At 70.1% G+C, this 13,418-nt stretch carries 14 protein-coding genes and 1 pseudogene; 12 read left to right on the top strand and 3 right to left on the bottom strand.

The genetic code is table 11. The annotated features are described in order from the left end of the window. Positions 1–140 precede the first annotated feature (140 nt). The 10 genes from AB0924_RS37310 (at position 141) to AB0924_RS37265 (ending at position 10,167) form a co-directional block, all read left to right on the top strand. The gene (locus tag AB0924_RS37310; protein ID WP_358940334.1) at positions 141–485 is read left to right on the top strand and encodes a MerR family transcriptional regulator; all 345 of its coding nucleotides are present in this window, start codon (positions 141–143) and stop codon (positions 483–485) included. A gap of 387 nt (positions 486–872) precedes the next feature. Next, positions 873–2,105, top strand: coding sequence for a GAF domain-containing SpoIIE family protein phosphatase (locus AB0924_RS37305; protein WP_366913856.1), 1,233 nt, complete (start codon positions 873–875; stop codon positions 2,103–2,105). A 62-nt stretch (positions 2,106–2,167) separates the two neighbouring features. Next, on the top strand, positions 2,168–2,557 hold the full coding sequence (locus AB0924_RS37300; RefSeq protein ID WP_358940332.1) for an STAS domain-containing protein: 390 nt from the start codon (positions 2,168–2,170) through the stop codon (positions 2,555–2,557). A 327-nt stretch (positions 2,558–2,884) separates the two neighbouring features. After that, on the top strand, positions 2,885–3,364 hold the full coding sequence (locus tag AB0924_RS37295) for an ATP-binding protein (protein WP_366913855.1): 480 nt from the start codon (positions 2,885–2,887) through the stop codon (positions 3,362–3,364). Positions 3,365–3,943: 579 nt separating this feature from the next. Then, positions 3,944–4,792 (top strand): STAS domain-containing protein, encoded by an 849-nt coding sequence (locus tag AB0924_RS37290; protein WP_366913858.1) that lies wholly within the window; start codon positions 3,944–3,946, stop codon positions 4,790–4,792. Then, the gene (locus tag AB0924_RS37285) at positions 4,789–5,157 is read left to right on the top strand and encodes an STAS domain-containing protein (protein WP_358940330.1); all 369 of its coding nucleotides are present in this window, start codon (positions 4,789–4,791) and stop codon (positions 5,155–5,157) included. Before AB0924_RS37290 ends, AB0924_RS37285 begins: the two co-directional genes overlap by 4 nt. Continuing rightward, entirely contained in the window at positions 5,154–5,570 is a 417-nt protein-coding gene (locus tag AB0924_RS37280; RefSeq protein ID WP_358940329.1) for an anti-sigma regulatory factor, read from the top strand. Before AB0924_RS37285 ends, AB0924_RS37280 begins: the two co-directional genes overlap by 4 nt. Next, a complete protein-coding gene (locus AB0924_RS37275; RefSeq protein WP_366913854.1) occupies positions 5,567–6,607 on the top strand; it encodes an ATP-binding SpoIIE family protein phosphatase in 1,041 nt (346 codons plus the stop codon). Before AB0924_RS37280 ends, AB0924_RS37275 begins: the two co-directional genes overlap by 4 nt. Further along, entirely contained in the window at positions 6,604–8,469 is a 1,866-nt protein-coding gene (locus AB0924_RS37270; RefSeq protein ID WP_366913853.1) for an ATP-binding protein, read from the top strand. The genes AB0924_RS37275 and AB0924_RS37270 overlap by 4 nt, the downstream gene beginning before the upstream one ends. Positions 8,470–8,547: 78 nt before the next feature. Then, the gene (locus AB0924_RS37265; protein WP_366913852.1) at positions 8,548–10,167 is read left to right on the top strand and encodes a fused response regulator/phosphatase; all 1,620 of its coding nucleotides are present in this window, start codon (positions 8,548–8,550) and stop codon (positions 10,165–10,167) included. A gap of 317 nt (positions 10,168–10,484) precedes the next feature. On the opposite strand, the gene AB0924_RS37260 is transcribed toward AB0924_RS37265, so the two are convergent. After that, a complete protein-coding gene (locus AB0924_RS37260) occupies positions 10,485–10,994 on the bottom strand; it encodes an FG-GAP repeat protein (protein ID WP_366913851.1) in 510 nt (169 codons plus the stop codon). Here AB0924_RS37260 and AB0924_RS37255 point away from each other — a divergent pair. Then, positions 10,944–11,108: a hypothetical protein gene (locus AB0924_RS37255; protein ID WP_366913860.1), complete on the top strand. Its 165-nt coding sequence runs from the start codon at positions 10,944–10,946 to the stop codon at positions 11,106–11,108. The two genes, AB0924_RS37260 and AB0924_RS37255, sit on opposite strands and share 51 nt — an antisense overlap. Before the next feature lie 132 nt (positions 11,109–11,240). Beyond that, positions 11,241–11,963: a hypothetical protein gene (locus tag AB0924_RS37250; protein WP_366913859.1), complete on the top strand. Its 723-nt coding sequence runs from the start codon at positions 11,241–11,243 to the stop codon at positions 11,961–11,963. A 29-nt stretch (positions 11,964–11,992) separates the two neighbouring features. On the opposite strand, the pseudogene AB0924_RS37245 reads toward AB0924_RS37250, so the two are convergent. Both AB0924_RS37245 and AB0924_RS37240 read right to left on the bottom strand, forming a co-directional pair. Next, positions 11,993–12,117: pseudogene (locus AB0924_RS37245) on the bottom strand (IS630 family transposase); the annotation flags it as partial. Positions 12,118–12,977: 860 nt separating this feature from the next. After that, entirely contained in the window at positions 12,978–13,349 is a 372-nt protein-coding gene (locus tag AB0924_RS37240; protein ID WP_366913850.1) for a VOC family protein, read from the bottom strand. Positions 13,350–13,418 lie beyond the last annotated feature (69 nt).

Here is a 13,418-nt window from a genome sequence, read left to right as displayed (position 1 = left end):
GCGCCCCCCCCCCCCCCCCGGCGCCCCCCCCCCCCCCCCCCCCCCCCCCCCCCCCCCGTTTCGTGGTTTTTAACCGGGGGGGGCGGGGGGGGCCCCCCCCCCCCCCGGGCCCCCCGACGCGTCCGTGAAAGAAGAGGTCTATGCCCCCTGCCAGTACCCGACCCGTCGACAACCTCGACGACGCCGACTACCCCGCCTACACCATGGGCCGGGCCGCCGAGATGCTCGGCACCACCCCCGCCTTCCTCCGCGCCCTCGGCGAGCACCGCCTGATAACCCCCCTGCGCTCCGAAGGCGGCCACCGCCGCTACTCCCGCTACCAGCTGCGCATCGCCGCCCGGGCCCGTGAACTCGTCGACCAGGGCACCCCCATCGAGGCCGCCTGCCGCATCATCATCCTCGAAGACCAACTCGCAGAAGCCCAGCGCATCAACGAGCAACTGCGCACCCAGGGCGGTCAGCCGCAGGAGAACACCTCAACCTGACAAGAGCGCCGGGCCCGGCCTTGAACATGGCGCCGGAGCGGACCCGGCGCCCGTCACGGCAGACAGGCGGGCACGGCGAGGTTGCGCGTTCCCCGCCTTGATGCCGTGACCCATCGTGTCCAAGACGGTCATGTGTGCGGTGTGGTCGGCGATGGCGTAGCCGAACGCGTCACCATCCACCTCATCGGGTTCGATGACACCGCCGACGGTGATGTGGTGCCCGGCGAAAAGCGGGCGGCGGTGACGCTGGATGGGCCTTCCCGGTGCCTTCTTCGACCGCGGACGACCGCGTGTGGAGGGGAACGCCGGCGTGCTCCGCTTCCCGGTACGGGGTAGTCGGTAGACACCCGGCCCTGCGAGAGGGCTGCGGGAAGACGCCCGGGAGGGATGAGTCGTCTTGTGATCGACCCGGTGAAGGTGAGCAGTGCGCTGACCGATCTGATGCAGGCCAGCCATGTGGCGGCGTTGGAGGAGCTGCCCCGCATGGTGGTCGACAGCGTCGAGCCGGTAGGCCTGCACGATGTGGCGTTCTTCCTCGTGGACGTGCAGGGGAAGGTGTTGCGCGAGGTCACCGGCCGGGGTGCCGACGCCGGTAGGGATGGTGTGGAGCTGGCCGTCGACACGACCCTGGCCGGGTTGGCCTTCCGACGGGTGGACCTGGTCACCGAGCCTTCAGCCTCATCCAGGCGTGATCGCTGCCGCTGGTGGGTGCCCGTCACCGATGGGGTGGAACGGCTCGGAGTGCTGCGCGTGGACACCGGCCAAGACGATCAGGCCACCCGGGACGCGCTACGCGTACTGGCGTCGATGGTGGCGTTGCTACTGCTCAGCAAGCGGAACTTCAGCGATTCCTACGCACGCTTGATCCGCACCGCACCGATGAGCGTCGCCGCCGAGATGCAGTGGCACCTGACCCCGCCCTCGGCCTTCGCGGGCCGCCGTACCACCGTCGCCGCGGTCTCGGAGCCGGCCTACGAGGTCGGCGGCGACGCCTTCGACTACGCAGTATCCGACAACGTGCTGCATCTGTTCATGTTCGACGCCATGGGCCACGACGCCAGAGCGGGCCTGACCGCCAACATGGCCGTGGCCACCTGCCGCAACGCCCGCCGCCAGGGCGCCGACCTCGTGCAGACCTCCCAGGCGGTCGAAGACGCTCTGATCGAGCAGTTCGGCACCAGCCGCTACATCACCGGAATCCTCGCCGATCTCGACATGAGGACCGGGCGGCTGACCTGGATCAACCGCGGTCACCACCTGCCCATGCTGTTGCGCTCGGGACGCTGGCCCAGTGAGCTGCACTGCCCGCCGGCCGGGCCCATGGGCGTCGCTCTGGGACTGCCGGTGGCCGTCTGCCAGGACCAGATGCACCCCGGTGACCGGCTCGTCCTCTACACCGACGGCGTCATCGAAGCCCGCGACGCGCAGGGCCGGGAGTTCGGTCTCAAACGGTTCACCGATTACCTCGTACGCCACCACGCCGACCGCCTCACCGTCCACGAGACGCTGCGCCGGCTCATCCACTCCGTCCTCGACCACCACGATGGGCACCTCAACGACGACGCCACCATCCTGCTCGCCGAATGGCGGGACCCCGATCAGGACCGCCTCACCCCCTGACGCCGGCGCCCCCGCGCATGACGAGACACAGGGACACGCGGCGGAGAAGGAGGCAGCAGACCATGCCCGACCACCAGGCCAACTCGCCGGGCTCCGCAGCCGCGCTCACCGTGCACACCGAGGTTCTGCCTGACCAGACTGTCCTGCTCACCCTGCGAGGCGCTCTCGACCACCACACCAGCGCCCAGCTCACTCAGACTCTGCACACACTGCTGCGCCCCACCCGGCCGGTGGTCCTGCTGGACCTGTCCGGGCTGTCCTTCATCGACTCCACCGGCCTGACCTGCCTGCTCCAGGCCAGGCGAGCCCTCCACGACGTCGACGGCACCATCGACCTCATCGCGCCCGGCCCACCCGTGCAGCACCTGCTGGACCTCACCGGCATCAACCAGGTCTTCCCCATCCACCCCGACCGCTCCACCGCGCAAGCCGCGCACAGGCAGCGGACATGACCGCACGCCGCCCTACCCCGGCAAGCGCACTCAGGGACAGAAAAGAGGGGCCTCAGGCGGAGAAGACCGCCGGGCCGGCCTCGCCGACATCGCCGTCGTCACGTTGTTCCCTGGGTGTGCTGTCCCGGGACGTTGGTGACACGCGTGTCAGCCACACCACGAGCCATGTCGGTGATCCCGGGCTCGGCCGGATGCTCGTCAGGAATTGCTGACCTGCAAGCAGCAGGTGGTGCCCCGGTGAGACGGAACTGGCGGCCGGGCAGCAGGTGTCGCCCTCATCGGCGGGGGTATGCGCGCGGGGTGAACCGCATAGCGAAGGCGGCTGCGATGGAACCAGCGCCCGTAGGAGAGGACAGCCGCACGCCGGGCGGACAGGCCATCCAGACCACGACGGCGCTGCACGGCGACGGCACCGTCATCGCCCAGTCCCGCCATATGGCCGCCGACTTCCTCACCCGCGTCCAGGCAGACCACGGTCTGCCCGTCTCGCAGCGCGCCATGGACCTCACCCAGCTGGTCGTCAGCGAGCTGGTCACCAACGCCCGCAAGTACGCGCCCGGTCCGGTGCTGCTGGATCTGCGGATCGCCGGCGACGTGGTCGAGGTCGCGGTGTGGGACTCCGACCCTGTACTGCCCATCGCCCGGGCCGCGGACGCCGGCCGGGTGGGCCAGCACGGCCTGGAGATCGTGATGGCCGTCTGCCAGGGCTTCGAAGCACAACGCGAGCCGGTCGGCAAACGCATCACCGCCCGCATCGCGCTGGCCGACGACCCCGGCGGTGCCGTCTTCGGACGCTGTCCCCTGTGAAACGCCCCGGCTGAACACGCTCAGCCGGGGCGTACGGCGACGGCGGGGCGGGCCAGGGATGGCAGCATGCCGGGGCCCTGCCGCGCCGGGTCCCCGAACCGCTGCCTACCGGGACGCCGGCGCGCCTGCGGCGCCCCACCACTTGAGGAGGGCACCCTTCATCACCCGCGAGGGGCGGACGCCCCGGTGGTAGGCCTTCAGGCGGCCCCGCTCCCGGTGCACTCCCCGGGGCGCAGGGGCGGGGCCTTTCACTGCGCCGAAGCCCCGGGTGAGGCGGTGTCTGCCGGCTGCGCGAGGGGTATCTGGGCGATCGTCGCGCCGGCCGTGCCGGGTTGGTGCCGGTGCCGGTCCGCATAGGCCGTGAGCCGGTGACGGCCACCCGCCCCCGCAGCTGCCCCCTTTCAGGCCCTGACGGCCACCCGCTCCCGGTTCCTCGGGGCCCGCGCGCCCGGGCCGCCGCCTTGAGGGCGGCGGCCCTCGTTGACCGGCCCCAACGGCCGACTCGGGCTCGGCGTCGGCAGCGCTTTCCGTTGCCGTATTGTCGGTGCGGCATATTCAATCGAACACTTGGCGGGTTACGTGGTTAACGAGGACAACGCGCAGCGGCTGGTCGAGACGCTGGTGGCCCGTCGTGACGACTTCACCGCGCGCTGGACCAGGACCGTGAGCGATTCGCTGCAGGGACGGCTGAGCACGGTCGAGATGGAGCGCGAGCTGGCGGACCTGTACGCGGCGATCTGCGCAGCGCTGGAGGCCGGCGGTCTGAGCGATCAGGGCGAGCACTTCGGCGAGGTGCGCAGCCTCCTGATCGAGCTCTCCCGCAACCGGGCCCGGCAGGGCTTCACGCCCAGCGAGACCGCACGCAGCGTGCTGGCGCTCAAGGAAGTCCTCGAGCCGGAACTGGTGAACGGCGAAGACGGCGTCCGGGTATACCTCAGGCTGGCCCAACTGCTCGACGACCTCGCCCTGCTGACGACGGAGGCGTACGTCAGGACGCGCGAGGAGATCATCACGGCGCAGGCCGAGCAGCTGCTCGAGCTTGCCACGCCCGTGGTGAAGCTGTGGGAAGGCGTCGTTGGCGTGCCCCTGGTCGGCACCCTCGACTCGGCCCGTACCCAGGTCGTGATGGAGAAGCTCCTGCAGACCCTGGTCGACACCGACTCCACGCACGCGATCATCGACATCACGGGCGTTCCGACCGTCGACACCCAGGTCGCGCAGCACCTGCTCAAGACCGTCGTCGCCGCTCGCATGATGGGAGCGCAGTGCACGATCTCGGGGATCCGGCCGCAGATCGCGCAGACGATTGTCGCCCTCGGTATCGAGTTCGGAGACATTCCCACGAACGCCTCGCTGTCCGACGCCCTGCGTCAGGCGCTCAAGGAGATCGCCCGGGACGCCGAAGAGAACGCGGGTGCTCTGCTGTGACCGACCGCGTTCCCGTACTGAAGATCGGTGACACACTGCTGGTCTCCATCCAGACCGATCTGGAGGACCAGATGGTGATGGATCTTCAGGAGGACCTGTCCAGCCGGATCGTCGAGACGAGCGCCAGAGGCGTGGTCATCGACATCTCCGCGCTGGAGATCGTCGACTCCTTCGTCGGACGGATGCTCGCCACCAACGCGTCCATCTCCCGCATCCTCGGGGCCGAGACGATCGTCGTCGGCATGCGGCCCGCCGTCGCCATGACGCTCGTCGAACTCGGCCTCTCCCTGAACGGGGTGCGCACGGCACTCAACCTCGAGCGCGGACTGAGGCTCCTGCGGCGTCTGACCGCGGGCCGCGCATGAGGAACTACGCGCAGGAAGCCGCGCTGGAGAGTGTGCCGGTCGCCAGCAGCGGTGATGTCGTCACCGCGCGCCAGATGGTCCGCACCCTCGCGCAGCGCAGCCGCCTGTCGCTGGTGCACCAGACCAAACTGGTCACGGCGGCGAGCGAACTCGGCCGCAACATGCTCATTTACGGCCAAGGCGGTGTCGTACGGGCGACGACCGTCAACGAAGCGGGGCGCACGGGGATCTTCGTAGAGTTCGCCGACCAGGGGCCCGGTATCCCGGACGTCGAACTGGCCCTGACGGACGGCTGGACGTCCGGCAACGGCATGGGGCTCGGGCTGAGCGGAGCCAGGCGGCTCGTCGACGAGTTCGACATCGAGACGGGACCGACGGGCACCACGGTGCGCATTGTGAAGTGGGGTCGGTGAACGGCACTTCGGTCTGTGAAGCCGGTGAGGTCACATGGCTGCGGGCGGACGTGGCGCTCGCGGCGGCCGCGCGCCGGACGGGCGGACGGCTCGCCCGCAGTATCGGCCTGGGGGAGGAACGCGTCGCGCAGGTCGAACTGTGCGTGACCGAAATGGCCACGAACATTCTCCGGCACGCTGAGGACGGCGCCCTTGCCCTGCACGTGGTCCGTTCCCGCGACCGCGCCGCCGTGGAATGCCTGGCCCTGGACACCGGGCCCGGCATCCACGACGTCGGCACGGCCCTGCGCGACGGAACGTCAGGGGCCGGAACGCTGGGCATCGGCCTGGGCGCCATCGCGCGGGCGGCCGACAGCTTCGGCGTGCACACCCTGCCGGGGCGCGGGTCGGTCGTCCACACCCGTTTCTGGACCGCCGACGGCCCGCCGCCGGGCACGGGCCCCGTCGAGGTCGGTGGTCTGACCCGCCCGATCGGCGGCGAACAGGTCTGCGGGGACACCTGGGCCGTGCGCACGGTGGCACCAGGCGACGGTGAGGCCACGCTCGTGCTGATGTGTGACGGGCTGGGGCACGGGCCCCTGGCCGCCCGCGTCTCGGAGTTGGCCCGCAGCGCCTTCCGCGAGAGCAAGGGCACGACCCCCGGCGCCGTCATGCAGGACGTGCACCGCGCGCTGAAGGGAACCCGCGGCGCCGCGGTGGCGCTCGCGCTCATCGACGCGCGGCGCCACCGTGTGGAACTCATGGGCGTCGGCAACATCAGCGCCCTGGTCACCGCCGGGGGAGGCCGCACGGGACTGCTGTCCCTGCCCGGCATCGTCGGCCTCCAGCTCCCGCGTCTCCGCACGTTCGACGCGGCGTTTCCCCCCGACGCCGTGCTGATCCTGCACTCCGACGGCCTCAGCGACCGGTGGAAGCCCGCCGACTTCCCCGGTCTGTTCGCCCACCATCCCTCCCTGATCGCCGCTCAGCTCCTCAACCAGGCCGGCGTCCGCCGGGACGACGCCGGCATCGTCGTGGCCGGGCACAGGCGGCCGTGAGCAGCCGGCCGATCGCCCAGGAGCTGGTCACGATCGCCCTGCGGGAGGATCGGGACGTCTTCGCCCTGCGCCGGTTCAGCCAGTCCGCGTGCCGGGTCATGGGCGTCACAGGCCCCCCTCTCGTCCGCCTCGCCACCGTGGTGAGCGCGGCGGGCGAACACCTCCTGGGCGCCCCGCGGCTGACCGCACGACTGTTCATGGAGGACACCGGCCACACCGTGCTGTCCGTGCGTTTCCGCTGGCACGGACCGACGGCTCCCCGGCCCGAGATGCTGAAGTCCGCCACCCGCCTGCTCGACGCGTGCCGCTACCTTCCCCCGCACGACGGCGGCGGCCACGAGCTGACCTTCGCCCTGCACGCCCCCGCCTCCACCCTGCCCCTGGCCGAGCTCGCCGCCGACATCGTCACCAGGCTCAACCGGACGGACGGCCTGGACCTGATCGACACGCTGCGCGTGCAGAACAGCCAGCTCCTGGCCGCCCTGGAGGAGTCCCAGCAACAGCAGGAGGAACTGCAGCAGCTCAACGCCGAACTCGAGGAGACCAACGCCGGAGTGGTCGCGCTCTACTCCGAGCTGGCCGGCGAGCTGGAGAAGACCAACAGCGGCGTCGTCGCCCTGTACGCGGAACTGGAAGACAAATCCCGCCAGCTCGAGCTGGCCGACGAGTACAAGACCCGGTTCTGGGCCAACGTCAGCCATGAGCTGCGCTCCCCGGTGAACTCCGTCATCGCGCTCACCCGGCTCCTGCTGGATCCCGCCGCGGACTCCCTGACCCCCGAGCAGCGCCAGCAGGTGGCCCTCGTGCAGTCCTCCGGCAGCACCCTCCTGGCGCTCGTGGACGAACTCCTCGACGTCGCCAAGGCCGAGTCGGGCAGGCTGGAGCCGCACCCGGTCGACACCGACCTGCGGTCCGTCCTGCACCAACTGCGCGGCACCCTCCAGAGCACCGCGCACCCCACCGTGAGCCTGGACATCCCCGACCACCACCAGCGGGCCGTCCTGCACACCGACGAGACCATGCTGACCCGGGTCCTGCGCAACATCCTGTCGAACGCGCTGAAATTCACCGTCGACGGCTCCGTCAGCCTGGACGTCACCGAACAGGACCGCGACGGCGCCGACTGGTTCGTCTTCACCATCCTCGACACCGGTGTGGGCATCCCCCCGGACGAGCTGGACCGCGTGTTCGAGGAGTTCTACCAGGTGCGCGGCCCGCACCAGCGCGGACGGGCCGGCACCGGGCTGGGACTGCCCTACGCCCGCAAACTCACCGAACTACTCGGGGGAACCCTCACCCTGCACAGCGAAGTGGGGCGCGGCACCCGCGTCACCGTTCAGCTGCCCGGCCGCGTCCCCGCCGCGCCCCGGACCGCGAAGCCACCCGGCCCCGCTGCGACGGGGTCCGCCGAAACCGAGCACCAGAGCGGACGGCCGACACCGATCTGGCGGTCGGTGGTGGTCGTCGACGACGACGAGGCCTTCCTGACCGGCCTGCGCCCCGTGCTCGAACGGCTCGCCGCATCCAGCACGGTCCTCACGGACAGCACCCAGGCCCTGCAGACCGTCAAACGCGAGCGCCCGGACGCCGTCCTTGTGGACCTGAACATGCCCGACCTCGACGGCTACGAGGTCCTTCGCCTGCTGGCCGCCGACCCGGCCACGGCCCCGATCCCCGTGGCGGTGCTGACCGCGCTCGACCCCGCGCACGTCGACCCACCCCGCCTCGTCCACGCCCGCGCCGTCCTGAACAAGTCACACCTCACAGCCGAGCGCATCGCCGCGGCCATGACCGACCCACCCCACCCGTCGACCCGGCCGGAACACCCCCCCGCCGCCACACCGGCCGGCGCCGACCCCTGAACCGACAGGCCCTGACAGCGCCCCGCAACCCTTCCAGGCCAACAACCCCACCCAAGACCGCCGCGCCGAGGAACACCCATGAGCCACGCACTGGAACAGGACAGATCTCCGGCCCGGATCCTCGTCGTGGACGACAACCCCACCAACCGCTACGTCCTGGCCACCACCCTGCGCCGCGCCGGACACCAGGTCATCGAGGCCGAGGACGGAACCCGGGCCCTGGAACTGCTCGCACCGCACGGCGGCGAGCCACCGGAGGCCGCCGTCGTGGACGTCCGGCTTCCCGACATGACCGGCCTCGAGGTCTGCGAACGCATCAAGAGCGACCCGCTCACCGCATCCATCCCGGTGATCAACATCTCGGCGTCCGCGATCACCGTCCAGGACCGCACCCAGGGCCTCTACCGCGGCGCGGACGCCTACCTCGTCGAGCCGATCGCCCCGGACGAACTGCTCGCCACGATCACCGCGAGCCTGCGCTACGCCCGCGCCCGCCGCCGAGCCGAGCGACTGGCGGAACGACTGCACCTGCTCAACGAAGTGACCCTCGCCCTCTACAGCGCCCCCGACGCCAACCAACTGGTCCACGCGACAGCGCAGGGTGCGGCGGCCATCTTCCGCTGCGACGCCGCCGCGATCCTCACCACCCCCCAGGGCAACCCGGTGGTCGCCCACACCTGGCACGACACTCCCGCGGACACACAGGCCGCCCAGCCGCAGGCGCACCCCGCACCCGGCTGGGGACAAGAGAGCGAACGGGTCAAGGCATGGGCCACCAGCGGGCAGACCATCCCCCTGCCCTGCCTGCCCACCGAACTGAAGGACCCGGCGAACCGCCGCGTCGTCATAGGCCGCGCCAAGACCGAACGGCCCCCGGTGGCGCTCCTCGTCCCCGCGGGCGCCCTGACGACACAGGACGACGAACGGCTGCTCACCCAGCTCACCCAGGCCTGCGCGCTGGCCCTGGAGGCGCTGCGCAGCTACAGCGAGGAGCACGCCCTGGCCCTCACCCTGCAACGCAGCTTCCTCCCCGAAAGCCTGCCGAAGACCGCACGCGCCCACCTGGCCGTGCGCTACCTCCCGGCCAGCGACCACACCGAGATCGGCGGCGACTTCTACGAGGCCATCGACACACCGGCCGGCCTGGTCGTGGCCGTCGGCGACGTCGCCGGCCACTCCCTGGACGCCGCCATGGTGATGGGACAGATCCGGCACGCACTGCGGGCCTACGCCACCGAGGGCCACCCGCCCGAGGTGATCCTCTCGCGCCTGGACCGCCTCCTGACAACCGTCGAACCCGGAGCCACCGTCACCCTGTGCGTGGTCCTCGTCGCACACCACGGCGACACCCTCCACATCGCCAACGCCGGCCACCTGCCACCCCTGCTGCGCGCCCCCGACGGCACCACCGCGTACGTCACCCAGCACGGCCCCCTGCTCGGCCTCGGCCTGCCCCACCCGCCGGCACACCAGGTCACCGCACCACCCGGGACACTCCTGCTGCTGGTCACGGACGGCCTCATCGAGCGCCGCCACGAGGACCTCCAGACATCCCTGAAGTCCCTGGCCGAAGTGGCCGGCGAAGGCTCCACCGACCCCGAGGAAACCTGCACGCGCCTGCTGGAGCGGCTGTCCCCCGACGGAAACGACGACGTGGCCCTCATGGCCGTACGCCTCAACCCCGCCGCCACCGGCTGACGGCACCCCTCCGGCCGCGGCCGACGAAAACGGCCGGACCGATCGCTTCCGGCGCGAGCCCTGCCGCGGATCCCACCCGGGACCGCGCAAGGGCGCCCGGCGGGCACTGCCCCGGCCGGGCGCCCCCTTTCCTTCTCCGCGCCGAAGAAGCCGGGCTTCTTCGCCGCGCCACCAGGAGGGTTCTGCGTCTGCTGGTGGCACAGGGCTCGCGCGTTGCCGATCAGCTGAAGTGGTGGCGGGCGGGTCGAGGGGCGGGCCGCCGGCCCGCACAGGGCGCGGATCTCGGTCCGGGAGCCGATCCGACCGGAGCACGCCCCTCATCGGGCCAGTACGGCACCCACTTTCAGGTGCGAACCGGTGCTCAGGCCGAGGGCTACGGGTCCGTAATAGCTGCCGCTCTCCGGCACGGGCGTCCCGTCCGAACCGCCGTTGAGCGTGAGCACGGTGCCGTCGCCCGCGTTCTCGCCGTCCGAGCCGATCGCGAGGTCCAAGACTGCGTCGCCGGTGAGGTCGGCGACCGCGACCGCGCTGCCCAGCCGGTCGCCCGCCTCGGCGGCACCGAGCACGCCGGCGTGCTCGGTGTCGTACTCCTTGGCAGCGGCGGCCGCAAGTCCGTCCGCGCTGCCGTGCAGCAGTACGGCGGCGCCTGCGTCGGCGGCGAGCGCGCCGGAAGCCGTCACGTCGGTGCCGGGCGCCCCGGCGAGGACGTCCGCGTAGCCGTCGTCGTCCACGTCGACCGCGGCCAGTGAGGCCCCGAATTGGGCTACGAGCGCCTCATGAAACGGGGCGACAAGGGTGAGCTCATCACCCCCGGCCTGGAAACCCATGCCGAGCAAACCTTCGTGAATGTCATCGAGAACGGCAATATCCCGGGTTCTGGCATCATCGCCTCCTCGCGTACAGCGTGCGGGCCCAGCAACCCCGTGGGACCGGTGATCTGAAGCTGCGGTAGTGAATGTGTGAATGTGGCGTCCTCCGGTAGTGGCATCCGGAGGACGCCGCATCCGTTGCGGGACCGAGAGCAGGAAGATTCTTCGCTTGATGTCTTCTCGATGCCCCGACAGTATGTACGCATGGCTTCTTATGCGCGGCGCTATATGGCCGGTGACCGAGAGGGAGTATGGGCTGATTTGCGACTCCTCGGGCCGGTGCCTGAAAATCTGTTCGAGGACTGCTCCGCTGTCGCCGCCGAGACCATGCGGCGAGTGTCGTCACATATCAGCCGCCTTGCGGAACAGTTGACTGCGCTCGGCCTGGAGGTGAGCGGCGCTATGCTGAGTCCGCCCACGCCTGCCGATGCAGCGGAGTTGGATGATCTTGCTGGGCGAATCGGCGGAATCCCTCTGGCCCTCGACGCTTGCCTGAGATATGCCGGGGGAGTCTGGTTCTCGGGGAATCTTCCCGAGCTCGGCCAGTATGCGTCCGGATTTCAGTCCCGAGAAGTCGACTTCTATCCCGACCCCTTGATCATCCCGGATGCCGGGAGCCTTCGAGCCGACTGGGACACGTATTGCGAACTGCTCGAAGACGACCCAGAATCGGATCAGGGGGAGTTCATTTTTGAATTCTCTCCGGATGCACTCCACAAGGCCAATGTGAGCGGCTCCACGTATGACATCAGGATGGCACACACGGTAGCGGATCCCATTCTTGAAGGAGTGGATCGGCGTCCCGGTATCACCTTGGTCGAATATCTGCGATGGTCCATCTCCTGGGGAAGCATGCCCGGGTGGTCCTTCGCGAAGGACCGTGCCCCCGCCGCGCTTGCCGAACTTCGTGTGCAGCCCGATTTCTGAGCTCTGGAACCATCACACGCTCCGAACCCGACCCGGGCCTCCTCGACCGCGTAGTCGGAATCCTTCCAGGTCTTCCAGGTCGCCAGGCGTTGAAAGGTGACGCCTTCCTCGCGGAGCAGGATGCGCAGCCCTCGTGGCTGATGTCGTCGACCACAAGGCCTATCCGTGAGCAGCTATTGGCGGGGGGCCATTGCTGATCCGCGGGATTGCCGGTTAGCCGAACCGGCAATCCCGCGCTGTGTTGCGCCGCCTCACAGGGAAACCACTGCACGCCACAAAGGCACGGGACCGCCGGCGTCAGACGCCCTTCAGGGCTCCTTCCCGGGGCGCAAGGCGCACGGAGTGGGGAGGAGCGGTATGGCTACGAGGGGCCGCGACCGTTGGTCGAGCGCTTGAAGACGCGTAGGTCGGCCGCAGTGCGCACGCGTTCAAGATCAGACCCTCGTCGAGGTATGGGGGCTGTCTGCGGGAGCGGGGCGACGGCCGTGAGGCGGGGGCGACTGCACAGGCCCGCGGCTGGGCGCCGTCCGCGGGGGCCAGCCGCCACACGCAGGCACGTACGAGCCCAGGACGCCGCGAACGACTCGTGCTCAAGACGAAGGCAACCGTGCACGACGTGTGGTGGGCCGCAGCGTTCCCGGGCAACCTGCCGCCCCCTGCCGACGGTGCTGCGCATAGGTAGCCGGACCCACCGGCCCACGTCCCGAGCCTCGGATTCTGTGACGGCGCGGCCCTGCACCGCGTGAGTCCTGCCCTCCGGGATCGTCTGCTGCCGTTGCCTGCGGGCACGATGTTCACAGGCGATCAGCCGAGCACTGACTACATGCAGTGGGTGCCAGTGCCACCGGCGAGCGTGGCATCGCTGGCTGGTCGGGAAGCGTCCTGGACGGTGTGCGCCTCGCCCTGGAGGTGCCAGCGGCGAGGCACAGTTGCGCGCCGGGGGAATTCTGGTCGGCCATCGCATATCCGACGACCCCACGGGTGTCCTCGGCTGCGAGGCCACGCGCAGTGAGATCAGCCTTTGGCCGTCAGACAGAAAGGATGACCAGCGGGATCGATGAGGACCCGCCAACGCTTCTCATTGGGCTGGTACTCCGGCTTGCTTGCGCCCAGTTCCAGGAGCCACGCCTCGGCCTCGTCCAGGTCGTCGACGTCGAAGTCGAGGTGGAACTGCTGGGGAACGGTTTGGTCGGGCCAGCGGGGAGCCCGGTAGTCGTCGACCCGCTGGAAACCGATGAAGAGTCCGTCCTCGCGGTTGAGACCGGCGAAGTCGGCGTCGGACTTCGGATGCCGTTCGAGGCCGGTGGCCTGCTGGTAGAACGCCGCCAGCGCCAGCGGGTCCGAGCAGTCGAGCGTGATCGCGGACAGCTTCATCTGCGGTGGCATGGCAACTCCGGGCCTGTCGAGGACTCTCGCGATGTCAAACACTAAAGGGCCACCGCAGACCGGGCTGAA

The sequence above is a fragment of the Streptomyces sp. NPDC047869 genome (assembly GCF_040704065.1).
In the GTDB taxonomy this organism is placed as follows: domain Bacteria; phylum Actinomycetota; class Actinomycetes; order Streptomycetales; family Streptomycetaceae; genus Streptomyces.
Note: the sequence above shows the minus strand (reverse complement) of the source record. Positions and strands in the feature narration are given on the sequence as shown.